The organism is Jannaschia seohaensis (assembly GCF_900116765.1).
Lineage (GTDB): Bacteria > Pseudomonadota > Alphaproteobacteria > Rhodobacterales > Rhodobacteraceae > Jannaschia > Jannaschia seohaensis.
Genome location: NZ_UETC01000001.1, coordinates 200334 through 226849, shown reverse-complemented (window position 1 = coordinate 226849; position 26516 = coordinate 200334). Strand labels below are relative to the sequence as shown.

Sequence of the window (26516 nt, the reverse complement as noted above, 5' to 3'; positions counted from 1 at the left end):
CGGGTCCTGGCCCAGACTGCTCCGACAAACCTGCGAGCCCCTTTCTTCCCTGTTCAAATATCCCGGGGGCTCCGGGGGCTGGCCCCCGGTCCCGCCCTCTCGGAAGCGGGTCAGTCGAACGTCGTCAAAGGTGTCATCCCTGCAGCGCCTCCCACATCTCCTTGTCCCGCTCCGCCGTCCAGATCCGCGGCGTGTCGATGTCGCGCGCCTCGTCATAGGCGCGGGCCACGTTGAACGGCAGGCAGTGCTCGTAGATGGCGTAGTCCGAGAATTTCGGGTCGCATTCGGCGCGCACCGCGTCCCAGGCCTCCTTGAGCGTGCCGCCGCGCAGCGCCACGCGGGCGGCGGGGCGGTAGGTGGAGCGGACGAAATCCTCGGTCGAGACCAGCGCGCGCTCCACCGCCTCGCGGCCCACCAGCGCCCCGCCCCGGCCCGGCGCGATGGCGTCCAGATCGAAGCGGCGGATGCGGTCCAGCGTGGCGGGCCAGTCGTGGAAATGCCCGTCGCCGCAATAACAGGCGGAGCGGTCCTCGACGATGTCGCCGGTGAACATGACGTTCTCGTCGGGCACGTAGACGACGGCGTCGCCCGCCGTATGCGCCCGGCCCAGATGCATGATGTCCACGCGGCGCTTGCCCAGATAGACCGACATACGGTCGTTGAAGGTCGTCGTGGGCCAGGTCAGGCCCGGGATGCTCTCATGCCCCTCGAAGAGACGGGGGAAGCGGGCGAATTCGCTGTCCCAATCCTCCTGCCCGCGCTCTGCCACCATGGCGCGGGCGGTCTCGGACATGATGATGCTATCCGCGCCATAGGCCGAGGCGCCCAGCACGCGGACGGCGTGGTAGTGGGTCAGGACGAGATGGCTGATCGGCTTGTCGGTCACGCTCCGCACCCGCTCGATCACCTTTTCGGCGAGGCGCGGCGTGGCCTGCGCCTCGACGACCATCACGCTCTCGTCGCCGATGATGACGCCGGAATTCGGATCGCCCTCGGCGGTGAAGGCCCAGAGGTCGCGGCCCACCTCATCGAAGGTGATGGTCTTTTCAGTCAAGTCGCCCTGGGAGGCGAAGGCCTTGCTCATGTCTCACTCCTGGCTTTGACGTCCTGCGCGATACGGCCGAAGAGGTCGCGCCCCTCGGCGTCCTCCATCCAGATCTCCACCCGGTCGCCGGACTTGAGGAACGGCGTGGACGGTTTGCCGTCCCGGATGGTCTCGACCATGCGCTGCTCGGCCAGACAGGCGTAGCCCGCGCCGCCATCGGCGACGGTGCGGCCGGGCCCGCCATCGGCGCCCTTGTTCGACACCGTGCCCGAGCCCACCACCGTGCCCGCCGCGAGCGGCCGGGTCCGCGCAGCATGGGCGATGAGTTCGGGGAAGCCGAAGGTCATGTCCCGCCCCGCGTCGAGCCGCCCGAAAGGCGCGCCGTTCAAATCGATGCACATGGTCGCGTTCAGCCGGTCCCCGTCCCACCCCGGCAGCGCCTCCGGCGCGACGGCAAGGGGGGCCAGCGCCGAGGGCGGCTTGCCATGGACAAAGCCGAACCCCTTGCCCAGCTCGTCCGGGATCAGCCCGCGCAGCGACACGTCGTTGAGCAGCAGCACGAAACGGATCGCCGCGCGGGCCGTGTCGATGTCGGCCCCCAGCGGCACGTCGCCGGTCACGACCGCCACCTCGGCCTCGAAATCGGTGCCCCAGGTGGGATCGGTCAGGATTGGGTCGGCCGGCCCCAGGAACGGGTCGGAGCAACCCTGATACATCAGCGGATCGGTCCAGAAGCTCTCGGGCATGGGCACGCCGCGCGCCTTCCGCACCAGCTCCACATGGTTGACATAGGCCGAGCCGTCCAGGAACTGCCCCGTCCGAGGAAGGGGCGCGCCACAGCGAGCGATATCGAAGGGCTCCGGGCCGCCTGCGGCCGCGTCCGAGGCGCCGTCGAGCAGCGCCCGAAACGTCGCCGCCCCGGCGCGCGTCGCGGTCGCCCGATCCGGGGCGACGATCCGCAAGGCTCCGTCGCGGCCCTCGGGCAGGGAGGCGAGGATCATTTCACCCCCGGCGTGCCGTTGAACTTCTTCTCCAGGTCCGCCCAGCAGTCGATATAGTCGTCCTGCAACGGCGCCTCCTGCGCGGCGAAGCGGGTGAGGTGCTGCGGAAAGCGCGTCTCGAACATGAAGGACATGGTGTCGGCCAGCTTCTCGGGCTTCAGATCGGCATTCGACGCACCCTCGAATGCCCCTTTGTCGGGGCCGTGCGGCAGCATCATGTTGTGAAGGCTCAGGCCCCCCGGCACGAACCCCTTGGGCTTGGCGTCATAGATGCCGTGAATGTTGCCCATCAGCTCGGACATGACGTTCTTGTGATACCAGGGCGGGCGGAACGTGTCCTCGGCCACCATCCAGCGGTCGCGGAACAGCACGAAGTCGATATTCGCCGTCCCCTCCACGCCCGAGGGCGCCGTCAGCACGGTGAAGATCGACGGGTCCGGGTGGTCGAACAGGATCGCGCCCACGGGGCAATAGGTCCGCAGGTCGTATTTGCAGGGCGCGTAATTGCCGTGCCAGGCTACCACGTCCAGCGGCGAGTGGCCGATGCGGGTCCGGTGGAACTGCCCGGCCCATTTCACCGTCACCGTCGACGGCACCTCCCGGTCCTCGAAAGCGGCCACCGGCGTCTTGAAATCCCGCCGGTTCGCCATGCAGTTGGCCCCGATCGGCCCCCGCCCCGGCAGCGCGAATTTCTGCCCGTAATTCTCACAGACGAAGCCCCGGCACGGCCCCTCCTGCACCTCGACGCGGTAGACGAGACCACGGGGCAGGATCGCGATCTCCTGCGGCTCCACCTCGATCACGCCGAGTTCGGTGCAAAAGCGCAGCCGGCCCTCCTGCGGGACGACCAGCAACTCGCTATCGGCGGAGTAGAAGTAATCGTCCACCATGCTCTCGGTCACGAGGTAGATATGCGCGGCCATGCCCACCTGCGTGTTCACGTCCCCCGCCGTGGTCATCGTGCGCATCCCCGTCAGCCAGGTCAGGGGCGTGTCGGCATGGGGCACCGGGTCCCAGCGATACTGGCCCAGCGAGATCACGTCCGGGTCCACATGCGGCGCGCTGATCCAATAGGGCAGGTCGATCTTGTCGAACCGGCGGGTGTGCTTGACCGAGGGACGGATGCGGTAGCACCAGGTCCGTTCGTTCTGGTGGCTTGGCGCGGTGAAGGCGGTGCCGCTCAACTGCTCGCCATAGAGGCCGTAATTGCACTTCTGCGGCGAATTCATCCCCTGCGGCAGCGCGTCCGGGAGGGCCTCCGTCTCGAAGTCGTTTCCGAAGCCCGGCATGTAGCCCGGATGCGCGCCCGCCGCTTGCGGCGCCATGGTCAGCTTGGGGGCCTGCTCGGTCATGTCATGCTCCGGTGCCGGGGGTATTCGTTGCACATGCAACTAGTCGATGATCGTTGCATTTGCAACGGCCCTCGGGTCTTCTGCACCAATGACCGACCTCCCCGCCTTTGACCTGGAGGGCTACCTGCCCTACCGCTTCACCGTGATCGCCGCCGAGCTGTCGGACGGGCTGGCACGGCAGTATCGCGACCGCTTCGGCATCTCGATCGCGGAATGGCGGGTGCTGGTGAATGTGGGCTATGGCGAGAGCCCGGCGCTGCGCGACATCGAGCGGCGGGTGCGGCTCGAAAAGTCCAAGGTCAGCCGCGCGGCGTCGCGCCTGGAGGCCAAGGGCTATCTCCGCAAGGAGGTGGACGCGCATGACCGACGCCTGCTGCGTCTGACCCTGACCGAGGCGGGCGCGGCGCTGCTGGCGCGGCTCATCCCCATCGCGGAGGCGTACCAGGCGGAGCTGGTCGGCCGCCTTGGGCCTGAAGCCACGCTCCTCCACGCCGCGCTCGACCGCCTCTCGCCACGCGGCTAGGAACGTGGGGCGCGTCTAGCCCGAGCGCGGCGCGCGGACGATTCGGCGCGAGGAGGCCCCATGTCCCTGTTCCCCGGCTTCACGGAGGAGCGTATCGCCCTCCCCGAGATCACGCTTTTCGTGCGCCATGGCGGCACGCAAGGAAAGCCGCCCCTGGTGCTGCTCCACGGATATCCCCAGACCTCGGCTATGTGGCACGGGGTAGCGGCCGATCTCGCCTCGGACTTCCACCTCATCATTCCCGACCTGCGGGGCTATGGCCGCTCCGACAAGCCGCCTTCGACCGACGATCACTTCCCCTATTCCAAGCGCGCCATGGCGGGCGACATCGCCGCGCTGATCGACCATTTCGGCTATGAGAGCGCCCATATCGGTGCCCATGACCGGGGCGCCCGGGTCGCGCACCGGCTCGGCCTCGATCATCCCGCCCGCGTCCGCGACATCGTGATGCTCGACATCGCACCCACCCGCGAGATGTACGCAACCGGCGGCGACGCACTGGCCCGCGCCTATTGGCACTGGTACTTCCTGATCCAACCCGCGCCCCTGCCCGAGATGCTGATCGAGGGGAACCCGCGGGAGTTCTGGCGCCTCAAATGCGGCATCCAGACCAAGGGCGGAGACCCGTTCCACCCCGAGGCCAAGGAGGAATACCTGACGGCCTTCGACGATCCCGCGACCATCCACGCCATGTGCGAGGATTACCGCGCCGCCGCGACCATCGACATCGCCCATGACGATGCCGATGGGGGCGCCAAGCTGGAGATGCCGCTGCACGTGCTCTGGGGCGACCGGGGCACGATCGAAGTGGTGTTCGACGCGCTGGCGCTCTGGCGGCTCAGGGCGTCGAACGTGACGGGCCACGCGATGCCCGGGACGCATTACTTCGCGGAAGAACATCCGGTGGAGGTGGCCGCAGAGCTGCGCGCCTTCTTCCTGCGGCAAGGGTGAGGTGGCGCGCCCAAACCCGAACGCGGCGCTCGGCACCCCTCAAAGCCGTCAACCCATATGCAATAAGGGTTAACGCACCCTTCTTCTGGCCGAAAATACTCCGGGGTCTGGGGCAGAGCCCCAGTCCGCCCGCCATTGCAAGCACAAAGGATCGAGATCCAGGCGCTGACCTCAGGTCCGCGCCTTCTCGAACGCGGACCAGGCCTCCCGCAGGGCTTCGATCCCGAACCCCTCCGACCGCGCGGGCCCGAGGACCAGCGCCTCCGAAGCGAAAAGCGTCTCGATGGCCGCTTCAAGCCGGGGTAGAACCTCTGTCGGAATGACGACAGCACCGTGGCGGTCGGCATGGATGAGATCGCCCTCGGCCACCTCCAGCCCCATCACCGTGGCCCCGGTGCCGAATTCGGTCACATGGACGAAGCCGTGGCTCGGCCCGACGCCGCCGGCGACCACCGGAAAGCCCGGGTCGAGATCGCCCAGATCCCGCACCAGCCCGTTGGTGAGCGCCCCACTCAGCCCCAGCCCCTTATGCACCGCCACATGGATTTCGCCCACCACGCGCCGAGCGGCGCGTCGTCCTGGTCTTCGACCACCGCGACGGCGGGGCGCGGCCCCGACGCCATATGCTCGAAATAGGCCATGCGCCGGGCGCGGATCACGTCCTGCGGCTCCGTCGGGGGTGTGGCGCCGCGAATGCGGGCGGTGCGGGCATAGCCGACCATGGCCGGCGCGTCGGGGGCCGAGGCGACGGGCGTCGCGCGGGTAAAGCCCGCGAAGCCCCGCTTGCCTTGCGCCACCTCGATGGCGTTGCAGACCGTCGGCGTGTCGACCCGGGCGAGGAGTTCCCAGGGGATCATGCGGGCGCCGCAGCGGGCGCATCATGCGCTCCCGTATGAAGGTGGATCTGCTTCCAGATCGAGACCTCGTCGATCAGGCTGTATTCGCGCCGCAGCCCATGCGGCCCCCATTCCGCATGGGTGATGCCCATGACATAGACCTCCGCTCCCGTCGGGGTTCCGAAATGTCCCGGCCCGTCATGCGTTCCGGTCAGGGACCAGCGCACCGCCGCCCGCGGCGGCCGGCCCGGATCCTCGCGTCCGATGCGGTGATGCACCTCGAACTTCGCCGAGGGGAAGGACGCCCGCAGGCGCATCCAGTCCGTCTCCGACCAGGCCCAGGACCAGCCGCCCCGCGCGCCCCAATGCTCCACCCGGCAGGCCCGGTCGTAGTCGCGGCGGATCGTGGCGATGTCCTTATCCATGATCCGCGCCAGCAGATCGGCCAGCCGCGCGCCCCATTCATTGTCGTTCCCGGTCCCGCGATAGGGTCCGGCCACGTCGTCACGGGGATGGAACGGACGGCGCGCCGCGTTGTGCCCTCCCTCGCGGGCAATCCGGTCCCGCGCATGCTCTGAGGGGTCGAAGCCCAATTGGCGCGCGATCCCGCCAAAATCGCGGACCAGCCATTCGTCGTCGATCACCTCGTCCTTGGCGTGGCAATCGGCGATCACATAGACCTCGAAGCGGCGGCCCGTGGGCGGCCCAAACTCGCCATGGCCGGTATGGGTGCCGTTGGTGATGATCCGGTGCGATGAGAGATATCCGGTCTCTTCGCTGCCGGACCAGATCACGTCATCGCCCAGAAGCTGCCGGTCGGGAAACTCCGCCAGCGTCGCCATCGTGCCGTCGATCACCGTCTGGTTGCCGCGCAGCAGGCCCGAGGGAAAGCGCATCAGCACGTCCGCACCGTAATGGCGGCGCAGCGAAGTGAGGTCGCGCCCCTCCCAGATCTCTTCGGTTATTCCCAGGATGTATGATGTCAGATCGCTGTAGCTGCCCATGCCGGTCCCTCTGCCATGCGGCGAATCCGCGCCGTTGACTACGTATGCAGGATCGATGCGCTCCGGGGCAATGTCATGTTGTGTCAAGTGAGGCGCGGACAGGCGTGACTTGGGTGTGGGGGCATCGTTCGCCGCGATGACGGCGGCGGGCGCCGCCTATGCCGAGAGCCATCAGATCGATTACGGTCTGTTGGCGGGTAAGCCGTTCGAAGGAACGACGCTCAACATTCTGTCCGTGGTCACGCCGCAATTCGACGGCTTGATGCTGCGCGACGACGAACTCACGGAGCTGACCGGCATCGAGCTCGAGTGGACCTTCATCCCCTTCGGCGGCCTGCAGGAAAAGCTGAACGCCGAGGGCGTGGCCGCCAACGGCATTTTCGACGTGGTCAACTATCTCGACACCTGGGGCCCGCCCAAACCGCTACTGGCTGCACCCGATCCACGACCTGCTGGAGCGGGACGGCATCTCGATGGACCGCTACCCGGCCGCCTTCGCCCGCTCGGCCAGCTATGAGGGCGAGACGATGGGCTTCCCGCTGCACGCCCATCCGCAGCTGTTCCTCTATCGCGCCGACCTGATCGACGAGGCGTCCGAGACCTGGGACGACGTCATCCGCATCGGCAAGGAGCTGAAGGAGACCAACCCCGAGATCGCGCCGCTCGCCTCTATTACGTCAATGACGGCAACCGCCAGAACCTGTTCGTCTGGCTCAACTTCCTCTGGGCCGCCGGCGGCGACATCCTCAACGACGACTGCACCCCGGCCTGGACCACCGAAGAGGCGCTGACGGCGACCGAGGACTACATCGCCCTGCATACCGTGCACGAAATCACCGACCCCGACTCGGTGGGCTTCAACGAGGCCGATGCGCGGATCAGCTTCCAGCAGGGCAATTCAGCCATGATGCCTGTCTGGTGGTGGGCCTATTCGCCGATGACCAACCCGGAGCAGTCTGCGCTCACTATGGAGCAAGTGAGCTTCACCGGCATGCCCTCCTACAGTGGCCGGACGGAGACCTACGCGATCTCCATGCCCTTCTCGATCTCGACCTATTCCGAGAACCAGGACGCAGCCTGGGAGTTCCTGAAATGGCTTTCGAACCCCGAGATGGACAAGGCCAACGCCATCGAGCGCGAAGTCGCGGGCCAGCCGATCGTCAACAACGTGGTCACCCATATCTCCTCGCTCCAGGACGAGGCGGTGAACGCGGCCAATGACGGCATCCAGGCGGCGGCTTGGGACAGCCTCTAGAACTCCGACATCATGCCGCAGATCGCGGAATGGCCGGAGGTCGGCGACCTGCTCTCGGCGGCCATCGCCGAAGCCGCCGCCGGAGGCGACGTGCGCGAACTGATGCAGGGCGCGGCCGATCAGGCCACGCGCGTCCTGACCCGCTCGGGCTGCATCGCGCGCTGACCATCGACCAGGCGGCGGGAAACCCCCGCCCTACGCCGTCCCGGGCCGGGGCGGCGCCCCAAGGTAGGGCGGGGGTCGCCCCGCCGCGCCCGACATGCGAGACAACACGCTAAAGTATCTGCTCGTCGCACCCGCGGTGGTCGTCGTGCTCGCCACCGCGATCTGGCCCCTCTGGGAAAGCCTGCGGCTCTCGGCCACCAATGGCCGCCTGTCGCGGCCCGGCTCGATGCAGCAATATATGGAGCCGCTGTGGGACCAATACACTTGGGCCTTCCGCTACGAGCCGGCTTTCTGGAACTCCGTCCAAGTGACGGCGATCTACACCGTCACGACCGTGGCCCTGACGACCGGCCTGGCGCTCGGCCTCGCTCTTCTCCTCGCTCCGGGCGGCAAGTTCCGATCCGGCGTGCAGACGCTCCTGATCCTGCCCTTCGCCATGAGCCCGGCGCTGATCGGCGTCTCTTTCCGCTTCATGTTCAACCCGGAATTCGGCCTCTTCGACGCGTTCTTCGGGACGCTCTTTCCCTGGCTGGCCGACGTGTCCTGGCTGGCCGACCCGGTGCTCGCCTTCGCCGTCTGCGTGAAGGCCGATGTCTGGGGCTGGATCCCGTTCCTGACCCTCGTCCTGATCGGCGGGCTCGCGTCCGTCCCCCAGGACACGATCGAAGCCGCGCAGGTCGACGGCGCCTCCGGCTGGCGGGTGTTCAAGGACATCACCTTGCCGCAGCTCGTTCCCGTGCTCGCGGTCGTCATCATCCTCAAGTCGATCTTCTCGCTGAAGGCCTTCGACCAGATCTTCATGCTGACCAACGGAGGCCCCGGCGACGCGACCCAGACGCTGAGCCACAACATCTACTTCGCCGGCATGAAATACGGCCAGATCGGCTACGCCGCCGCCGTCGCCTGGCTGATGGTCATTCCGATGATCGCGCTGATCTTCGCCCATGCCAAGTTCGTGTTCCGGACGGACTGACCCGATGCCCTCCCTTCACCTTTCATTAAGGTTAACGCGCCGCGGCCCCGCCTCATCTTGCCAAAAATACCTCGGGGGGCGCCGCAGGCGCGGGGGCAGAGCCCCCTCCCCGACCGACGCCGGAGCCGCCCGATGACCGGCGCGCAACGCAAACGCCTGTTCGGCGCGCTGCAGGTCGTGCTGATCCTCGTCGCGATCGCCATCATGCTGGTGCCGATCGCTTTGATTTTCCTTGCCGCGTTCAAGACCCTGCGGAACATCTACACCCTGAACCTGTTCGTCACCCCGACGCTGGAGAATTTCGTTACCGTGTTCGAACAGCCCTACGATTTGGGCGCGAAGCTCTGGAACTCGACCCTGGTGGCGACGGTGACGGTGGCGCTGGCGATTCCGGTGGCGACGATGGCGGCCTACAGCTTTTCGCGTTTCCGCCTGACCGGCGAGACGACGATGCTGGTCATCATCCTGGCCACGCAATTCGTGCCCGCCGTGGTGATCGTGCTGCCCTTCTTCGTGATGTTCCGGGATCTGGGTCTGCTCGACACCCGCATCGGCCTGATCGCGGTGAACCTGGCCATCGTGATGCCCTTCGCCATCTGGATGATCAAAGGCTTCATCGACGGCATCCCGATCGACACCGAAGAGGCCGCGATGGTCGATGGCGCCTCTCGCCTGCGCGTGATCCGCGACGTGGTGCTCCCGATGGCCGCGCCCGGACTGCTGACGGCGGGCATCTTCTGCTTCATCATCGCCTGGAACGAGTTCCTCTTCGCGCTGATCCTGACCAACAAGGACGCGGTCACGCTGCCCATCGGGCTCGCGCTGTTCAAGGGGGAGGAGGGCGACCTGTGGAACCTGCTGAGCGCGGCGGGGATCATCATCATGGTGCCGATGTTCGTGCTCGCCTTGGCGATCCGGAAATACTTCGTCCAGGGGATGACCATGGGGGCCGTGCGATGACCCGGAGCGGCGCGCCCGACCGATCCGCCGGACTGGGGCTCTGCCCCAGACCCCGGGATATTTGGGCAGGGAAGAAAGCAGGAACCGTCTCGGAAGCGGCAGGCCGGGGCCGCGCTATGGATCGGAAATTGGAGGGGCGGTCATGGCCGAAGTGATCCTCAAGGATCTCACCAAGCGTTGGGGCGATTTCATCGGCGTGGACAACCAATCGCTGCATATCCGTGACAAGGAGTTCCTCGTCCTGCTTGGCCCATCGGGCTGCGGCAAGACCACCACCATGCGGATGATCGCGGGGCTGGAGGATCCGACCTCGGGCGACATCCTGATCGGCGACCGGCGGGTCAACGACGACCTGCCCAAGGACCGGGACGTGGCCATGGTCTTTCAGAATTACGGCCTCTACCCGCATATGACGATCCGCGAGAACATCGCCTACCCGCTCAAGATGCGCGGCGTGGCCAAGGCCGAGATCGGCCCGCGCGTCGACCGCGCCGCCGCGCAGGTGGAGCTCACGCAGTTCCTCGACCGCAAGCCCAAGGCGCTATCGGGCGGCCAGCGGCAGCGGGTGGCTCTGGCCCGCGCCATCGTGCGCACGCCCAAGGTCTTTCTGATGGACGAGCCGCTCTCGAACCTCGACGCGAAGCTGCGCGTCACCATTCGGGCCGAGCTCAAGCATCTCTCCCGCCAGTTCCAGGTCACGACGATCTACGTCACCCACGACCAGATCGAAGCAATGACCCTGGCCGACCGGGTCGCCGTCATGCGCCACGGCGTCATCCAGCAACTCGGCACGCCCAACGAGATCTATAACGACCCCGCGAACCTCTTCCGGGCGGGTCGAGGGCGGCGCCTTCGTCACCACCGGCGGCAAGCGTCTCGCCACCGTCCCGGGCCCCGACCGGAACGCGGCCGTCCTCGGGGTACGCGCCGACGACATCACCGTCAGCGAGCCGGGCCAGGGCGCCATCGACGCCACGATCTATGCGTTTGAGAATACCGGCGAGGCGACGCTGCTCACTGTTCAATGGGGACGACAGCGCGTCATCGCCAAGGGCGACCGGCACCTGCGGAAGGACCAGGACGATCTGGTCGGGATCACGCTGAACCCCGACCATCTCTACCTGTTCGACCCGGAGACGGGCGCCCGACTGCGCGACTGACCCTACACCGGCAGCTTGCGCCCCACGCTGCGCGCGATGGCGATGATCGCCAGCAGGGTCAGCCCCCAGAAGAACCAGGTGATCGGGCCCCGCAGCAGGATCGCCGGGTCCGATCCGCTCATCAGCATGGACTGGCGGAAGCTGTCCTCCAGCAGCGGACCCAGGATGAACGCGATCAGGAAGGGGGCGGGCGGGATGCGGGTGCGCAGCATCACGTAGCCCACCCAGCCCATGGCGAACATCACGCCCACGTCGAAGATGTTGTTGTTCACCGCGAACACCCCATAGACGCAGAGCACCAGCACCGCCGGCATCAGGATGCGCTTGGGGATCTCGGCCACGAAACGGAAGCCCCGGATCGCCACCGAGCCGACGATGAACAGGAACACTGAGGACACGATCAGCCCGATGAACAGGCCATAGATGATGTCGACGTTCAGGACGAACATCATCGGCCCGGGCTGCAACCCGTGGACCATGAAGGCCCCGATGATGATCGCCGTGATCACGTCCCCCGGCACGCCCAGCGCCAGGAGCGGGATCAGCGTCGCCCCCGCGACGCCGTTATTGCCCGCCTCCGAGGCGGCGACGCCCTCGATCTCGCCCTTGCCGAAATTGGCCCGGTTGGGCGATTTCCGCCGCGCCTCGGAATAGCTCAGGAAGGCCGAGGGCGCGGCCCCGATCCCGGGGATTGAGCCCAGGAACACGCCGATCATGGACCCGCGGATGATCGACTTGAAGGAGCGCATGTAGTCGGCCAGCGTGACCTTCGTGCCGCCCAGCGCGCGCGTCCGGCCCAGATGGGCGGTCGGGTTGCGGGCCATCATGATGACTTCTGGGATGGCGAAGAGACCGATCAGCACGGCGATGAAGTTCAGCCCGCCCATCAGGTTCGGGTCGCCGAAGGTGAAACGGTTGGTGCCGTAGACGAGATCCAGCCCCACCGTGGCCAGCAGCAGACCCAATAGCGCCGAGAGCGCGCCGCGCAGCAGGCTCTCGCCCGAGACGCCCGCGATGATGGTGAGCGAAAACAGGATCAGGGCGAAGAATTCCGGCGGCCCGAAGCTGAGCGCGAAACTGGCCAGCCACCCCGCGAACAGGATCAGCGCCAGGTTCGACACGAGGTCCGCCGTGCAGCTGGCCCAGAGCGCCATGCCCAGCGCCCGCCCCGCCTCCCCTTTCTCGGCCATCGGGTGACCGTCGAGGATGGTGGCCGACGAGGCCGGCGTCCCGGGAGTCTTGATCAGGATGGCCGGGATCGAGCCGCCGAAGATGCCGCCCTTATAGACCCCAAGCAGAAGCAGGATCCCCGTGATCGGCTGCATCGCGAAGGTGAAGGGCAGCGTCAGCGCCACCGCCATCGTCGCCGACAGGCCAGGGATCGCGCCCCCGATCACCCCGATCACGATCCCGACGAAGAGCGCCGCGAAGGCTTCGAACGAGGCCACGAGGCTCAGCCCCGCCATCAGGCTGTCCCAAAGACTCATTGCAGGCTCCTCACGGCAGACGGATCAGTTCGCCCTGGGGCACCGCGACACCGGCGACCTTGGCGAAGAAGACATAGAGCACCAGCGGCACAAGAACGGCGCAGATCACGGCGACGACCGGGTGGCGGGTGCGGAACAGAAAGGCGGTGGCCGCGAAGGCCGCCATGCAGGTCAGCGGCATTCCCAGCCAGGGAAGCAGCAGCATGACCGCGACCATGATCGCCGCCAGCCCGCCGATCCGGATCCAGGCTCCTTCGGCCTCCGGATGCTCCTCCTCCAGCGGCGTCTCGCCTTCCTCGCGGAAGCCGGTGACAAGCAGCAGGAGACCCGCCAGCGCCGTCATCCCCGTCAGGGCATAGGGCCAGAAGGTCGGCGAGAGGACGATGTTACGGACGTTCGAAGGGGACGAAACGAAGTTCGGGATCGCGACCAGGGCCAGCAAGGCCGCGATGGCGATCGCGGCGAAGCCCAGCCGGGTCTGAAGGGTGCGGAGGGTCATAGGGCAGGCAAGGTCTCGGGGCTATCGCGGAACAGAAGGGTGCAAGCGGCGGGACGGGTCAACAGCCCGTGCCCCGCACGCATTGCAGGCGCAGGGGCCTCATCAGGGGTTCCGAAATACTCACGTCGGAACAGCGGCGACGGGCGCATCGGTCGGACGAAGGACGGCTTTGGGCCTGCGCGTGGGGCCTGAGCCCCGGCAGCGCGAGGCGTTGCACGCGAGTCCGACTCAAAGCGTCTGGAACGGGATCCGGCCCGGCTTACGCCGGACCGTTCGGCGGGGAAAAGGTCCACCGGACCTTTTCCCGATCCACCTCCCTGCGGGCCGGCGACCCGGCAGGGCCGGGACGCGTTCGGCGGGGAAAAGGTCCACCGGACCTTTTCCCGATCCGCCTCACCCTTCAATCCGCATGCCCAGTTCGTCGACCAGAGCGCGGAAGGTCTCGTACTGCGTCTGGATGAACGCATTCGCCTCCTCCGGCGACATGACCCGAATGATCGAGCCGCGAGCTTCCATCTGGCTGACGAACTCCTCGTCGCCGGCGGCCTCGGCCATCCACTCGCCCCATTTGGCGGCGACGTCGTCGGGCAGGCCTGCGGGTCCGGCGATGCCGGTCCAGCCGACCATCTGCTCAAGCTCCGGGTGGCCCAGCGAGGCCGCCGTCGGCGCGTCGAAGCCCACGACCGGTTCGGCGGTCGTGACCATCAGCGGACGCATCTGGCCGTTGGAGACGAAGCCCGCCAGAGCCGAGGTGTTCGTGCACAGGAAATCCGCCGTCCCGTTCAGCACCGCCGTCGCCGCCGCGCCGCCGCCCTGCTGCGGGATATGGGTCGCCGCGTTGGCCGCGTCCTCCAGCCCGAACGCGTCCAGGATCATCGCCCCAGCAAGGTGCAGGCCCGAGCCCACGCCCGAGGACGAATAGCTGACCCCGTCGCCCTTGGCCTGGGCGATCAGGTCTTCCATCGACATGATCTCGCTGTTCGAGGACACCGCGCAGGCGAACGGGTTGATTTCGTAGACGGTGACGAAGCGGAAATCGTCCAGCGTGTAGGGCAGCGTCGCCTTCATCGCCGGGTTGACGGAGTGCGACCCGACCCGCGCGAACAGCATCGTGTAGCCGTCCGGCCGCGCGTTCTGCACCGCGACCGAGCCCGTGGCCCCGCCCGCGCCCGTCACGTTCGCCATGACCAGCGGCTGTCCCACGGCCTCTCCCAGAGGCTCGGCGATGGTGCGCGCCGAAATGTCGGTCGCCCCGCCCGCGCCGTATGGGATCACCATGTTGATCGCCCGCTCGGGATATTCGGCCAAGGCCGCCCCCGCACTCAGCACAAGCCCCAACGCCACCGTTCCGAATAGTTTCATGACATGCTCCTCCCCTTGAGCCGTTGCCAGCAGTTCGTCGAGATTCTAGTCGTAAGGAAATCTTAAGAGAAGCAACTTTGCCTTACAAAGATAGAAAAAACCACTCACGAGACGGCGCATGACCATCCGGCTCCTGCGGACGCTCGTGGCCGTCGCCGACACGCGCACCTTCAGCGCCGCGGCCAAGCGCGTCCACGTCACCCATGCCGCCGTCAGCCAACAGATGCAGGCGCTGGAGGCCGATCTGGGGCTGGAACTCTTCGACCGCTCGCGCCGAACGCCGGAACTGACGCGGCTGGGCCATGCGGTGGTCGAACGGGCGCGACTGCTGATCCGCGACTATGACGCGTTGGTGCCCTCGGTGCTGGGCACGGACGGGCTGGGAGGCGAGATCGCGTTCGGCGCGCTGCCCACCACGTTGACCGGACTCACGCCCCGTTCCATGGCCGCGCTCAAGGCCCGCTGGCCGGATGTCGCCCTGCATATCCGCCCCGGCCTCACCTTTCCGCTGGTCGGCGATATCGAGCGCGGCGCGCTCGACGCGGCCATCGTCACCTGGCCCCACGCGATGCCCGCCGGGCTCGAATGGCGAGCGCTGGCGGAGGAACCGCTGCATCTGATCGTCTCCCGGCAGACCCAGGGCGACGACCCGTTCGAGCTACTCTCCACCCGGCCGTTCATCCGCTTCACCCGGGCCGCCGCCGTGGGCATCCTGATCGACAACTGGATCACCGAGGCCGGCCTGCGGGTGCGCGAGACGATGGAGCTTGGCTCGCTCGAAGCCATCACCTCCATGGTCCATGCCGATCTCGGCGTCTCCATCGTCCCCCGCCGGGTGGTCGAGGCCTGGGAGCAGGCGCCGGTGCGGCAACTCTCGCTCGGCCCCAACGCGCCCACCCGCAGCATCGGCCTCGTCGCCCGCGCCGACGCCCCGCGCCCGCGGGTCACAGACGAGCTCGAAGCCGCCTTCCGCTCGGTCATCGACGCCGAGGGCCGGACATGACCGCCCAGACGATCCTGTTCCTGGCGCTCGGCGCGGCGGCGGGCGGCTTCATCAACGGACTGGCGGGAACGGGCACGGCGCTCTTCGCGCTGGGCTTCTATCTTCTGGTGCTGGACCCTTTGACAGCGGTGGCGATCGTCGCGACCATGTCGGCGCTGACCGGGCTGCAAGGGCTCTGGGTGGTGCGACAGGCGATCTTCGCCAACATCCCCCGTCTGCTGCGATTCCTCGTGCCAGGAGTGATCGGTGTGCCCCTGGGCGTGATGCTGCTGGCCTCCATCGACGCCCGGACCCTGCGGCTGGCGATCTCGGGGATGCTGATCTTCTACGGCGTCTATTTCGGCTTCCGCGCCGCCCTGCCCGCCTTCGAGCGGCGCACGCCGGTCTGGGACGGGCTCATCGGCTTCGTCGGCGGGGTGGGCGGCGGCGCGGCGTCCGTCTCCGGCGCGATCCCGGCGATGTGGCTGTCGCTGCGCCCCTGGCCCAAGGGCGAGGTGCGGGCGGTGCTGCAACCCTACAATTTCGTCCTGCTCGGCATGACGGCGGGCCTGCTGGCCTGGAATGGCGCCTTCGACGCGCAAGCCCTAACCGCGCTGGCCGTCACGGTGCCGGCAGGGCTGGCGGTCGCACAGGTCGGTATCTTCACCTTCCGAAGGCTCTCGGACACGGGCTTTCGCCGCCTCCTGATCCTCCTCTGTCTCGCCATGGGGATCGGCATTCTGGTGCAGGAGCTTCTATGATCGACCGCATCCAAACCTGGGTCTTCCGCGCCCCCACCCCGGCGCCCGTCGCGACCTCCTTCGGCGTGATGCGCGACCGGCCCGCCGTCTTCGTCAAGCTGACCGACCGGGACGGCGGTTGGGGCTGGGGCGAGATCTTCGCCAACTGGCCCGCCGCCGGAGCGGAGCACCGCGCCCGTCTGTTGCACGAGGACATGGCCGATCTCGTCCTCGACCACCCGGCCGAAGACCTCTTCGCCCGCCTCACCGCCGCAACCCGCATCCGCGCGATCCAATGCGGCGAGCAGGGGCCCTTCGCCCAGGTCATCGCCGGGCTCGACACGGCGGCCGCCGACATGGCCGCCCGCCGCGCGGGCCTGCCCCTGGCCCGGCATCTGTCCGGCATGGCCGCGCCCTCCGTGCCGGCCTATGCCAGCGGCATCGCCGTCGCCCGCGCCGCCGAGATCCTGCCCGGCCTCCGCGAGGCGGGCCTCCATGCCGCCAAAGTCAAGGTCGGCTTCGACCCCGAAGCCGATGCCCGCCACCTCACCCAAGCTGCCAGCCTGATGCAAGGCGGCCGGCTGATGGCCGATGCCAACCAGGCCTGGGACGTGCCGACCGCGCTCCGCGCCCTGGACCAGGCGGACGCGCTTGGCCTCACCTGGCTGGAAGAGCCTCTCCCCGCCGACGCCCCCGCCGCCGACTGGGCGGCCCTGACCGACGCCGCCACACCGCTGGCCGCGGGCGAGAACGTGACCGGTCCCGGCTTCGCGCGCCTCATCGCGAACGGCCATGTCACTTATATCCAGCCGGATGTGGCGAAATGGGGCGGCGTCACCGGCAACCTGGAGGTCGCGCGCGCCGCCCTCGCCCAAGGCCGCACCTACTGCCCGCACTTCTTGGGCGGCGGTATCGGCCTGCACGCCTCGGCGCATCTCCTGGCAGCGGCCGGCGGCCCCGGCCTGCTGGAGCTCGACACCAACGAGAACCCTCTGCGCGACGCCTTCGGGGCACCCGTCGAGGACGGCGCCTGGCACCTCTCAGACATGCCCGGCCTCGGCATCGACAGGCTTCCCGAGGAGATCGCCCCCTTCGAGACACTGGCCCTCGACTCACATCACTGAGCGCCCGTCTTCTTCTGGCCCAAAATACTCACGACACGACGCCGACACCGCGCGACACGCCTCCGGTCGAGCGCCCGTAGGGTGGGCATCACCATGCCCACCTCCCGTCAGATCACCTCATCCGACCGGTCGTCGCTCTCGCCATACCGCTTGAGCACGGCTGGCTTCGTCCCCGCATAGGCCGCCTGCACCGCGCCCGACTCGGCGATCCGGGCGTTCTCCCGCTCGAATAGGCAGTCGCCGTCGAGGTCCGAGGCCACGATGAACGGCCCCATCTTGTTGCAGCGGATCACCCACATCGCCTGGGCGAGCCCCAGCTCTTTGTTCCAATGGACCGCCTCGACCTTCTCGACCCCGCGGCCCAGCAGCGCGCCGGTCCCGTAACCCACGGTCGAGAGATAGATTGCCCCGTTCGGCACGAAATAGGACTTGTAGTCCTTGGACGTCATCCCGCCCTTGCCGACGATCAGCTTGGCCCCCGACTTCTCCATCCATTCCGGCAGCCACTTGGCGAAGCGGAACGACGCGGTGGCCGTCACCGCGCCCATGTCGAAGGAGCCGTCCGCGTTGATCCGCGCGGCCGGAGAGCAGTGGAAATTGGCGGCCGACTCGGCGGGCAGCTCCATCGGGATGTTGGCCCGATCCTCCAGGGCGCGCATGTAGACGCCCTCGCGCGCCGTATACATCAGCCCATCCAGATAGACGACGTCGCCCAGCCGCAGATCGGCGATCGCCTCGGGGGTCGGGGTGGTGGAGAGACGGACTTCGCGAACGCTCATTCTGCGGCCTCCTTTGTCAGGTCGGTCAGGACGCTGTCGGTATGCTCCCCGAAGGCGGGAACGGGGGCCAGCGCCTCGGGGCCCCAGGGCGCGTCGAAGGGCAAGGCGGGCGCCCGGACGGTGATGCCCAGTTGCGGCACTGGCAGCGGCTTCCACGTCGGGCTCCCCGCCATCTGCGGATGCGCGAGCGCCTCTGCCAGCGTGCGGATGCGGGCGGCGGGGACATGCGCGACGGACAGGATCTCCTCCCAGTCGTCGGCGGACCGCGTGCGGAAGATCGCGGCGAGGTCCCCCGCCACATCGGCCGACTCCGGCAGGTCTGGCCGGCCCAGCGCCGCGCAGAGCCGTGCGGCCTGCGCCGGGCTGTTGGCCGTCACGACGAGCGCGCCGTCGGCCGTGTCGAACCGGCCCGAAAAGGGCGTGTCCGCGAAGGCACGATTGCCTTCCAGGCCGCGCAACTGGCGGGTCGTCTCGTGTTGGATGGCGTAGGGCCCCATGAACGCCGTCATCGCGTCCAGCATCGACACCGACAAGCGTTGCGCCTCCCCGGGCCTCCGCGCCCGTTGCAGCAGCGCGCCGAGCAGCGCCTGGACCAAGGCCTGACCGGCCACATAGTCGACGATGGGCAGACCGACGCGCATCGGCCCGCTCTCCGGCGCGCCGGTCATCGCCATCAGGCCGCTGATGCCTTGCAGGATGTGGTCATAAGCGGGCCGGCCCGAAAGCGGACCGTCCTGCCCATAGCCGGTGAGGCTGGCGAAGATCGCGTCGGCCCGCCGCGCACGGACCGCCTCGAAGCCGACGCCCAGCCGGTCGACGACGCCAGGGCGGAAGTTCTCGACCACGATATCCGCCCGCTCCGCGAGGTCGAGAAAGCGAGCCCGATCGCTCGCCTGCTTGAGGTCGAGCACGACCGATTTCTTGCCGCTGTTCTGGCTGAGGAACGACGCACCGAAGCCTGCCTCCCGCATCGCCTCGGTTCCGCCGTGGCGGCGCACGAAATCGTCGCCGCCGGGCCGCTCGACCCGGATCACCTCCGCGCCCATCAGCGCGAGTTGCCCGGTCGCATAAGGACCGGCCAGCACATGCGTCAGGTCGAGGACGCGGACGCCCGAGAGCGGTCCATCCGTCATTCCGCCGCCTCGACCCTGGGCGCCCATTCCACGCCCTCGCGGCGCATATAGGGCGTGAACCAATCCGGATCCGTCCGATACTCCACCCGCCCATCGGGCCAGATGCGGGCCACGGCCCGGCGCGAGGACAGGCAGAAGGCGTGGACCGACATCGGCATCCCGCCGGTATGGCAGTATCCGACCTCGATATTGCACTGCACGACCATGTTCTTGCCGACGAACCCCATCGCGCCCATGCCGATGGAATTGCCCAGCTCCTTGAACTCCGCCTCCAGCTCCGCGATGCGCGGGTCGGGGTTCTTGGAGCCCACGGTGCGCAGCACCGAGGCGCGCTTGCCCAGGGTCATGCAGATATCCTTGGAGCCGCCCAGCCCGATCCCGATGATCGCCGGCTGGCAGGCGAGGCCGCGCTTGCCGAAGGCCATCAGGCTGTCGAGATAGAACCGCTTGATCCCCTGGATGCCGTCCGACGGGAACAGCATCCGATAGTCGGTCCCGAACAGCCCCCCCTTGTGGACGGTGATGAGGTCGATCCAGTCGCCCTCCGGCTCGAACGCATACTCGATTTCCGGCGCGCCGATGCCGCAATTGTTGTCATGGTCCGTCCGCCAGAGCGGATGCACCCGGTTCGGACGCAGCGGCACGCCATTGGTCGCCTTCGCCGTGGCGCGGCGCAGCGCGTCCTCCAGCGCGCACATGCCGCCCTCCACCCGGGCCTCGTTGCCCATTTTCACGAACCAGCGCGGCACGCCGGTATCGCCGCACATGGCGCGGCGATCCTCCTTGGCTGCCTCGTAGTTCTCGAGCATGGCCTTCAGGACGAAGGACGACAGGTCCCCGTCCTCGTCATCGGCAGCGGCCTGGAGCCCGTCGAGATAGTCCTGCGGGATCTCGATGGCGGCCTTGTCCATCAGCGTCTCTGCGGTGGATTCGAGCAGGGCGAGGGGGGTCTCGGTCATCGGGTCCATCCTTGTGTTGCGCCCCGGCCTTGCGCCGGGGCCTCCACCGGCGGCCGGGCATCTCGATCCGCAGCGGAGGGACGCCCGCTCGGGCGAGGCCCCGGCGCAAGGCCGGGGCGCGGCGTCCCTGATATCCGGGCCGCGCCAGTCATTCCGCCGCCACCAGCGTCTCGGGCTCGCCCTCCGGCAGGATCGTCTCGCCCGGCCGCACCAGGGTGAAGCGCACCGGCTCCGTCCCGACCTCGACGGCGTCCCCGACCTGCCGCGCGACGGTGAAGGCGCTCTCCTCCAGCGGCCCGGTCTCGGGGAAGTCCTCGCGGAAATGCGCGCCCCGCGAATCCTCCCGCGCGATCCCGGCCTTGGCGATCACCTCCGAGACGTCGCAGAGGGACCGCAGGTTCAGCCAGTCGTGCCAAGTCAGGTTGAAGGCCAGATCTCCATCGACCTTGCCGCCGGCCACCCCGGTCTCCATCAACTCCCCCGCCACCTCGGCGATGCCGGTGAGCCCCCGGCGCATCCCCGCCTCGGTCCGCATCACGCCGACCTCCTCCCACATCACCTCCTGCAGGCGTTGCCGCAGCGGCAGGACATGGCCGGGCGTCACGCTCAGGGGATGGGTGGCCCGCGCCACCTCGGCGGCCAGCACCTCCTCGTCCGGCACACGGAGCGACATGCCCCGGACGTCCCGCCCCATCGTGTCCCCCGCGATCCCGCCATAGACGGTGGAGTTCGCGACCCCGTTCCCACCCAGCCGGTTGGACCCGTGCGCGCCCCCGGCATCCTCTCCGGCGACATAGAGGCCCTCCATCGCCGTGCGCGTGTCCACGTCGACCACGACACCGCCCATGAAGTAATGCGCCGTCGGCACCACCTCGACCTTGCCCGCCGCCAGATCGAAGCCGCAATCGGCGCAGCGCTTGACCATGCCCTTGAACTTCTGGCGCACGAAATCCGGCCCCAGATGCGACATCGAGATGAACACCCCCTCCTGATCGGGATGGTTGTTCTTGCGCATCTCGGCATAGATCCCGCGGGAGACGACATCCCGCGTCGCCCGCTCGCCCTTGGCGTCGTAATCGAACATGAAGCGCTGGCCGGCATGGTTGACCAGCTGTCCGCCCGCGCCGCGCAGGCCCTCCTCCAGCACGGTTCCGGTCATGCGCGTGTGGTCACCCGCCAGCAAGCCGGTGGGATGGAACTGCACCATCTCCATGTCTCGCAGCGTCAGACCGGCCCGCAGCGCCATCGCCAGCCCGTCCATCGTCTTGTCGCCGGAGGGCGTGTGATACTTGTACATGGTCGGGCCGCCGCCCGTCGCCATCAGCACCGTCTTGGCGCGGACCAGCCGGAAGCGCCCGGTCCGCATATCCACCATAAGCACCCCGGCCAGGGCGCTGCCGTCCTTGGTCGGGATCAGGCCCAGGGCGCGATGCTCCTGCATCTTCTCGACGCCGCTCGCCAACACCTTCTCCATCAGCCGGTTGATGATCTCGATGCCGGTCAGGTCGCCCTTGTGGACGGTCCGGTCGGCGGTCTGCCCGGCGAAGGCCTTCTGGTGCAGCGTGCCGTCGGGGTTGCGGTCGAAGAAGCAACCGACCTCGTTCTCCAACTCGCGGACGCGCACCACGGCCTGTTCACAGAGCCGCCAGGCCATGTCCTGGTTGGGCAGCCACTTGCCGCCAATAATCGTGTCCATGAAATGCCGCTCGACCGTGTCGCCGCCGCCCAGCGCCACATTGTAGCCGCCCTGCACCATCCGCGTGCAGCCGCACTTCCCGATCAGCCCCTTGACCGCGATGGTCACCTTCGCCTCGGGCGCCGTCTGCCGTGCGTGGAGCGCGGCGAACAGCCCCGCGCCCCCGGTCCCCAGGATCAGGATATCGGTGTCGTGGCGGTCGATCTGGGGTGTCATCCGAAAGCCCTCATCAGGAACAAAGCGGCGATCAGAAAGGATGCGGACGCCGCGGCCGCCGCCAGCGTCTTCTGCGGCGCCGACCAGGGCAGCCATTCCAGCGCCAGCAGACGCAGCCCCCCGAACATGTGGATGGCAAGCCCGAAGACCAGGCCGAACTCGGCCGCCTTCACGATCCCGTATTCGGTGAACCGCAGAAAGCCGTCGAGGCGCCCGGGCTCCGAAGCCGCCATGGCCAGAACCCAGAAATGCAGCGGCAGAAACAACGCCAGGAACAGTCCCGACAGCCGGTGCACGATATAGGCCAGCCACAGCGGATGGGCCCGGTTCTTGTAGGCAACCATCGTCATGGCGCGACCCCATAGGTGACAGCCCAGACGGCGGAGCCGCCCAGCCAGAGCAGCCCCAGCCCCACGACCCACATCAAGACGTCCAGCGCCCGGCCCGATACCCCGCCCCATTCATGGGCGATGGCACGCAGCCCGATGGCCGCATGGACCGAGACCGCGACCGTGAACAGGCCATAGAACGCGAACCAAAGCACCGATCCCTGAGTCCGTCCCAGGATCTCGGCGGCGCTCAACCCGCCCTGGATCGCGTAGATCATCACCGCGAGATGCCCCAGCACGAAGGGCGCCATAAGCAGCGCCGAAATCCGCTGCGCCATGTAGAGGCGAAGTCCGATCATTGCCCCCTCCCCTGCAAGGACGGTCTTTCATTTCTTCCCTGTGGAAATATCCCGGGGGGTCCGGGGGGCTGGCCCCCCGGCGCGACCGATGCGCCCGGCGCATCGGCAAAGGCCCGGCGCGCCCCCGTCACCGCCGCCCCCTGAGCGCGTGCTTCATCGTCTCGCGCTTCAGCCCCGCGATGGCCGACATCGGGTCCAATTCGTTTGGGCAATAGGCGGTACAGGACCCCATGGAATGGCAGTTATGGCACCCGCCCGAGCCCGACACCGCGTCCAGGATCGCCACCCGCCCCGCATCCTTCGCATCGTTGAGCAGGGTCCAGGCCCGCAGCAGCGGCGCGGGCCCGAGATAGTCCGGGTTGCCCGCCACCGTGTCGCAGGCCGCATAGCAGACGGAGCAGTTGATGCATTCTATGCCGCTATTGGCCTCGACTCGGGCGGGCGAGGTCTCGTCCACGGGCGCGATCTCGTCGTCGCGGGTACGGGTGCCGTGATGGACCCCTTCGGCGGCGATCCATTTGTCGAAGAACGGGTCCATGTCGACCACCAGGTCGCGGATCACCGGCAGGTTGCGCAGCGGCCCGACATGCAGCGCACCATCCTCGACCACTTTCGAGACATGGGTCCGGCAGGTCCAGCGCGGCACGCCGTTCACCATCATCGCGCAGGAGCCGCACATCCCCACCCGGCAGGCGAAGCGATAAGCCAGCGAGGGATCGGCATTCTGCTGCACCCAGGAGACGACGTCGAGCACGGTCTGGCTCTCATAGGCAGGCACGTCGAAAGCCTGGGTCTCGGACCCCCGGTCGATCGTAAGACGTATGGTGTCGGTGGACATCGGAGCTCCGTCCAAGCTGTGTCGGCAAAGCAGATGAACGACCTATAACAAATAGTCGAGCTTTACGAACCCCATTTGTTCTTGAAGGTTTCGTAAGTCTCTCTAACAAAAGAGCCGCCATGACTGACCCCAACCACCTTCGCGCCCTCTTCGCGGCGCGCTACCCGGACCCGCCCCAGCCCGAGGGTCCCGTCCCCGACGCGCTCGCCGGGATGGCGGCGCGCGGCTCCTGCCGGCGTTTCGCGGATCGCGCCGTGCCGGACGCCCTGCTGGAGACGCTCTGTGCCGTCGCGCTGGCCACCCCGACCAAGAGCGACCTGCAACAGCGGGACATCGTGCTGGTGACGAACCCGGAGGCGCGGGCCAGGCTGGCCGGGCTCGTCTCGGGGCAGGGCTGGGTCGCGGGCGCGCCGGTCCTTGCCGTGTTCTGCGGAAACAACCGCCGTCAGCGGCTGCTGCATGCGTGGCACGGCGTGGCCTTCGCCAACGACCACCTGGACGCCTTCTTCAACGCGGCGGTCGATGCTGGGATCGCGCTGGCGGGCTTCGTCACGGCGGCGGAGGCGATGGGACTCGGCTGCTGCCCGATCAGCGCGGTCCGAAACGAGGCGGCGGCGGTCTCGGAACTGCTCGGCCTCCCCGATCACGTCTTCCCGGTCGCGGGCCTCGCCATCGGCTGGCCCGCCGCTCCGCCGGAAATCGCGATGCGCCTGCCCCTGGGCGCGACGGTCCATCGCGACCGCTACCGCGAGGGGGATCTGCGCGCCGAGATCGCGGCCTATGACACGGCGCGCGCCGCCCACCAGCCCTATACCGCGCAGCGCTTCCCGGACCGCTTCGGAGCGTCCGACACCTATGGCTGGTCCGAGGACAAGGCCCGCCAGTATTCGGCCCCCGAGCGCGCCGATTTCGGCGCCTTCATCCGGGCGAAGGGCTTCAAACTGGACTGACCCGCCCTCCTCCCCCCTTCCGGACGTCGTCGGCCCTGGGGCGATGCGGCCCGGCAGGGCCAAAGAGCATCTACCGGGCGGCCACGTCCTCCCCGCCGCGATACCAGCGCCGAATCGCCGCGCGCTCTTCCGGCAGCATCTCGGTCAGGTTGGCGGGCGGCATGGCGTGGCTGATGCCGGATTGCAGATAAATCTCCCGCGCGTGGGACGCGATGTCGGCATCCGTCTCCAGATGCACGCCTTTGGGCGCCCAATACATGCCGTCCCAGATCGGCTCCCGCGCGTGGCACATGGAGCAGCGGCCCCGGACCGCGTTCGCCGCCTCGTCGAAGGCCGGCGAGGACGCGAAGGCCAGCGCCGTGCCCGAAAGCTCCGCCTCCTCCAGCGACTCGTAATCGCCGTCGAAGCCGGAGGCGGTCGACAGCCACGCCATCGCCACCACCAGCAGCGCCGTCGCGCCCCAGGTCCAGATCGGACCCTCGCCCGTGGCATGCAGCGTGTTGAAGTAATGCCGGATCGTGACCCCGGTCAGGAAGACAAGGCACGCGATGATCCACGCATGCTCCGTCGAGGTCGCCAGCGGATAGTGGTTCGACAGCATCAGGAACAGCACCGGCAGCGTCAGATAGTTGTTATGCGTGCTCCGCAGCTTGGCGATCTGCCCGTATTTCGCCTCGGGCGTGCGACCGGCCTTGAGATCGGCAATCACGATGCGCTGGTTCGGCATGATGACGAAGAACACGTTGCCCGTCATGATCGTCGCCGTCATCGCCCCCAGATGCAGCAGCGCCGCGCGGCCCGTGAAGATCTGGTTGAGCAGCCAGGAGGCCAGCACGATCCCCGCGAACAAGACCAGCATGACCGCTGTCGGGCTGTCTTTCAGCGGCGAGCGGCAGAGCGCGTCATACCCGACCCAGCCCACCGCGATGAACGCCGCCGAGAGGCCGATCGCCTGCCAGCCGGCCAGATCCGCCTTCTCCGGGTCGATCAGGAACAGCTCCGCACCCGCCCAATAGACGATGGCCAGCAGGAGCGCGCCGCTGATCCAGGTCCAGTAGCTCTGCCATTTGTGCCAGGTCAGATGCTCCGGCAGTCGGTCGGGGGCCACGAGATACTTGGTCGTGTGGTAGAAGCCGCCGCCATGCACCTCCCATTCCTCGCCATAGGCGCCCTTGGGCAGGTCGGGAGCCTTCCGCAGCCCCAGGTCGAGCGCGATGAAATAGAACGAGGCGCCGATCCAGGCGATGGCGGTGATGACGTGCAGCCAGCGGACCGAAAAGGCCAGCCAGTCCCACATCACGGCGAGGTCGAACATGCGCGGCGCTCCCTATGCCGGGGTGACGAGGGACGGAAAGGTCGGAGGGGGCTCTGCCCCCGCCCTGCGGGCCCCCCGGGATATTTATGCAGGGAAGAAGGGCAGGTCACGAGCCCCGATATGTCGAGTAGCCGAAGGGGCTGAGCAGGAGCGGGACGTGATAATGCGACGCCTCCGCCATGCCGAAGCGGATCGGGATCTCGTCGAGGAACAACCTCTCGCCCTCGACCCCATGGCGACGCAGATAAGCGCCGGCATGGAAGATCAGTTCATAGCTGCCTGTCTGGAACGCCGTCTGGGGCAGAATCGGCGCATCGGTGCGCCCATCGGCGTTGGTGACCGCATCGGCGATCTTCTCGCGGGCGGTGCCGGAAAGGCGGTAGAGGGTGATCGCCACGCCCTCGGCCGGGCAGCCGCGGGCGGTGTCGAGGACATGGGTGGTCAGGAAGCCGGTCATGGGCGCGCCTCTCGTGGAACCCGGCCAGAGTGCCGTGGTCCGGCCCGCGCCACAAGCCGCGCGGCC

At 68.0% G+C, this 26516-nt stretch carries 28 protein-coding genes and 2 pseudogenes; 13 read left to right on the top strand and 17 right to left on the bottom strand.

The features are described 5' to 3' along the window. Window positions 1–133: 133 nt before the first annotated feature. Genes DTQ71_RS01095 through hmgA form a run of 3 tightly spaced genes read right to left on the bottom strand, consistent with a single transcriptional unit; the run spans window position 134 to window position 3398 of the window. Window positions 134–1084 carry an MBL fold metallo-hydrolase gene (locus DTQ71_RS01095; protein ID WP_109562448.1) on the bottom strand — a complete coding sequence of 317 codons (951 nt, stop codon included), beginning with the start codon at window positions 1082–1084 and terminating at the stop codon, window positions 134–136. Continuing rightward, window positions 1081–2046, bottom strand: a complete 966-nt coding sequence (locus tag DTQ71_RS01090; protein ID WP_109562447.1) for a fumarylacetoacetate hydrolase family protein — start codon at window positions 2044–2046, stop codon at window positions 1081–1083. The genes DTQ71_RS01095 and DTQ71_RS01090 overlap by 4 nt, the downstream gene beginning before the upstream one ends. Further along, complete coding sequence (hmgA, locus tag DTQ71_RS01085; RefSeq protein ID WP_109562446.1) at window positions 2043–3398, bottom strand: homogentisate 1,2-dioxygenase; 1356 nt, start codon at window positions 3396–3398, stop codon at window positions 2043–2045. The genes DTQ71_RS01090 and hmgA overlap by 4 nt, the downstream gene beginning before the upstream one ends. Window positions 3399–3486: 88 nt before the next feature. Between hmgA and DTQ71_RS01080 the strand changes: the two genes are divergently transcribed. Further along, a complete protein-coding gene (locus DTQ71_RS01080) occupies window positions 3487–3921 on the top strand; it encodes a MarR family winged helix-turn-helix transcriptional regulator (RefSeq protein ID WP_109562445.1) in 435 nt (144 codons plus the stop codon). Window positions 3922–3981: 60 nt separating this feature from the next. Then, complete coding sequence (locus DTQ71_RS01075; RefSeq protein WP_109562444.1) at window positions 3982–4872, top strand: alpha/beta fold hydrolase; 891 nt, start codon at window positions 3982–3984, stop codon at window positions 4870–4872. A gap of 171 nt (window positions 4873–5043) precedes the next feature. Here DTQ71_RS01075 and DTQ71_RS01070 read toward each other — a convergent pair. After that, a pseudogene (locus DTQ71_RS01070) lies at window positions 5044–5729 on the bottom strand (RraA family protein). Beyond that, window positions 5726–6712, bottom strand: a complete 987-nt coding sequence (locus DTQ71_RS01065; RefSeq protein WP_109562443.1) for a nuclear transport factor 2 family protein — start codon at window positions 6710–6712, stop codon at window positions 5726–5728. Before DTQ71_RS01065 ends, DTQ71_RS01070 begins: the two are co-directional and overlap by 4 nt. 115 nt (window positions 6713–6827) lie before the next feature. Here DTQ71_RS01065 and DTQ71_RS23955 point away from each other — a divergent pair, with 115 nt between their 5' ends. From DTQ71_RS23955 to DTQ71_RS01045, 7 genes and pseudogenes are all read left to right on the top strand, one after another. Then, window positions 6828–7229, top strand: coding sequence for a hypothetical protein (locus DTQ71_RS23955; RefSeq protein ID WP_245947143.1), 402 nt, complete (start codon window positions 6828–6830; stop codon window positions 7227–7229). After that, the gene (locus tag DTQ71_RS24525) at window positions 7186–7503 is read left to right on the top strand and encodes an extracellular solute-binding protein (RefSeq protein ID WP_281271206.1); all 318 of its coding nucleotides are present in this window, start codon (window positions 7186–7188) and stop codon (window positions 7501–7503) included. Before DTQ71_RS23955 ends, DTQ71_RS24525 begins: the two co-directional genes overlap by 44 nt. Beyond that, a complete protein-coding gene (locus tag DTQ71_RS23950) occupies window positions 7413–7967 on the top strand; it encodes an ABC transporter substrate-binding protein (RefSeq protein WP_342768104.1) in 555 nt (184 codons plus the stop codon). The genes DTQ71_RS24525 and DTQ71_RS23950 overlap by 91 nt, the downstream gene beginning before the upstream one ends. 12 nt (window positions 7968–7979) lie before the next feature. Continuing rightward, entirely contained in the window at window positions 7980–8132 is a 153-nt protein-coding gene (locus tag DTQ71_RS23945; RefSeq protein WP_245947141.1) for a hypothetical protein, read from the top strand. A gap of 94 nt (window positions 8133–8226) precedes the next feature. After that, window positions 8227–9105, top strand: coding sequence for a carbohydrate ABC transporter permease (locus DTQ71_RS01055; RefSeq protein ID WP_109562442.1), 879 nt, complete (start codon window positions 8227–8229; stop codon window positions 9103–9105). Between the two features lie 132 nt (window positions 9106–9237). Then, complete coding sequence (locus DTQ71_RS01050) at window positions 9238–10065, top strand: carbohydrate ABC transporter permease (RefSeq protein WP_109562441.1); 828 nt, start codon at window positions 9238–9240, stop codon at window positions 10063–10065. 142 nt (window positions 10066–10207) lie between these two features. Next, window positions 10208–11225, top strand: a pseudogene (locus DTQ71_RS01045) (ABC transporter ATP-binding protein). Window positions 11226–11227: 2 nt separating this feature from the next. Here the strand turns inward: DTQ71_RS01045 and DTQ71_RS01040 are convergent. The 3 genes from DTQ71_RS01040 to DTQ71_RS01030 form a co-directional block, all read right to left on the bottom strand. After that, on the bottom strand, window positions 11228–12712 hold the full coding sequence (locus DTQ71_RS01040; RefSeq protein ID WP_109562440.1) for a tripartite tricarboxylate transporter permease: 1485 nt from the start codon (window positions 12710–12712) through the stop codon (window positions 11228–11230). Window positions 12713–12722: 10 nt separating this feature from the next. Beyond that, window positions 12723–13211: a tripartite tricarboxylate transporter TctB family protein gene (locus tag DTQ71_RS01035; RefSeq protein WP_109562439.1), complete on the bottom strand. Its 489-nt coding sequence runs from the start codon at window positions 13209–13211 to the stop codon at window positions 12723–12725. 393 nt (window positions 13212–13604) lie between these two features. After that, window positions 13605–14573, bottom strand: coding sequence for a Bug family tripartite tricarboxylate transporter substrate binding protein (locus tag DTQ71_RS01030; protein ID WP_109562438.1), 969 nt, complete (start codon window positions 14571–14573; stop codon window positions 13605–13607). 118 nt (window positions 14574–14691) lie between these two features. On the opposite strand from DTQ71_RS01030, the gene DTQ71_RS01025 reads away from it, so the two are divergent. The 3 genes from DTQ71_RS01025 to DTQ71_RS01015 are packed head-to-tail and all read left to right on the top strand — an operon-like array spanning window position 14692 to window position 17419. After that, window positions 14692–15576, top strand: a complete 885-nt coding sequence (locus tag DTQ71_RS01025; protein WP_109562437.1) for a LysR family transcriptional regulator — start codon at window positions 14692–14694, stop codon at window positions 15574–15576. Continuing rightward, the gene (locus tag DTQ71_RS01020; RefSeq protein WP_109562436.1) at window positions 15573–16316 is read left to right on the top strand and encodes a sulfite exporter TauE/SafE family protein; all 744 of its coding nucleotides are present in this window, start codon (window positions 15573–15575) and stop codon (window positions 16314–16316) included. Before DTQ71_RS01025 ends, DTQ71_RS01020 begins: the two co-directional genes overlap by 4 nt. Continuing rightward, complete coding sequence (locus DTQ71_RS01015) at window positions 16313–17419, top strand: mandelate racemase/muconate lactonizing enzyme family protein (RefSeq protein ID WP_109562435.1); 1107 nt, start codon at window positions 16313–16315, stop codon at window positions 17417–17419. The genes DTQ71_RS01020 and DTQ71_RS01015 overlap by 4 nt, the downstream gene beginning before the upstream one ends. A gap of 107 nt (window positions 17420–17526) precedes the next feature. On the opposite strand, the gene DTQ71_RS01010 is transcribed toward DTQ71_RS01015, so the two are convergent. The 7 genes from DTQ71_RS01010 to DTQ71_RS00980 all read right to left on the bottom strand — a co-directional run bounded on the left by DTQ71_RS01010 (window position 17527) and on the right by DTQ71_RS00980 (window position 23728). After that, window positions 17527–18198 (bottom strand): fumarate hydratase C-terminal domain-containing protein, encoded by a 672-nt coding sequence (locus DTQ71_RS01010; RefSeq protein ID WP_109562434.1) that lies wholly within the window; start codon window positions 18196–18198, stop codon window positions 17527–17529. Next, on the bottom strand, window positions 18195–19331 hold the full coding sequence (locus DTQ71_RS01005; RefSeq protein ID WP_170125256.1) for a CaiB/BaiF CoA transferase family protein: 1137 nt from the start codon (window positions 19329–19331) through the stop codon (window positions 18195–18197). The genes DTQ71_RS01010 and DTQ71_RS01005 overlap by 4 nt, the downstream gene beginning before the upstream one ends. Further along, window positions 19328–20290, bottom strand: coding sequence for a fumarate hydratase (locus DTQ71_RS01000; protein ID WP_109563099.1), 963 nt, complete (start codon window positions 20288–20290; stop codon window positions 19328–19330). The genes DTQ71_RS01005 and DTQ71_RS01000 overlap by 4 nt, the downstream gene beginning before the upstream one ends. Window positions 20291–20438: 148 nt before the next feature. Beyond that, complete coding sequence (locus DTQ71_RS00995) at window positions 20439–22202, bottom strand: L-aspartate oxidase (protein WP_109562432.1); 1764 nt, start codon at window positions 22200–22202, stop codon at window positions 20439–20441. Continuing rightward, window positions 22199–22546: a succinate dehydrogenase, cytochrome b556 subunit gene (locus DTQ71_RS00990; RefSeq protein ID WP_109562431.1), complete on the bottom strand. Its 348-nt coding sequence runs from the start codon at window positions 22544–22546 to the stop codon at window positions 22199–22201. The genes DTQ71_RS00995 and DTQ71_RS00990 overlap by 4 nt, the downstream gene beginning before the upstream one ends. Before the next feature lie 2 nt (window positions 22547–22548). After that, window positions 22549–22890, bottom strand: a complete 342-nt coding sequence (locus DTQ71_RS00985; protein WP_109562430.1) for a succinate dehydrogenase — start codon at window positions 22888–22890, stop codon at window positions 22549–22551. Window positions 22891–23017: 127 nt separating this feature from the next. Next, window positions 23018–23728 (bottom strand): succinate dehydrogenase/fumarate reductase iron-sulfur subunit, encoded by a 711-nt coding sequence (locus DTQ71_RS00980; protein ID WP_109562429.1) that lies wholly within the window; start codon window positions 23726–23728, stop codon window positions 23018–23020. Window positions 23729–23847: 119 nt separating this feature from the next. Between DTQ71_RS00980 and DTQ71_RS00975 the strand changes: the two genes are divergently transcribed. Next, the gene (locus tag DTQ71_RS00975) at window positions 23848–24678 is read left to right on the top strand and encodes a nitroreductase family protein (protein WP_170125255.1); all 831 of its coding nucleotides are present in this window, start codon (window positions 23848–23850) and stop codon (window positions 24676–24678) included. Between the two features lie 70 nt (window positions 24679–24748). Here DTQ71_RS00975 and DTQ71_RS00970 read toward each other — a convergent pair whose 3' ends face one another. Further along, a complete protein-coding gene (locus DTQ71_RS00970) occupies window positions 24749–25993 on the bottom strand; it encodes a urate hydroxylase PuuD (RefSeq protein ID WP_109562428.1) in 1245 nt (414 codons plus the stop codon). 106 nt (window positions 25994–26099) lie between these two features. Next, a complete protein-coding gene (gene uraH / locus DTQ71_RS00965; RefSeq protein WP_109562427.1) occupies window positions 26100–26450 on the bottom strand; it encodes a hydroxyisourate hydrolase in 351 nt (116 codons plus the stop codon). Between the last annotated feature and the right edge of the window lie 66 nt (window positions 26451–26516).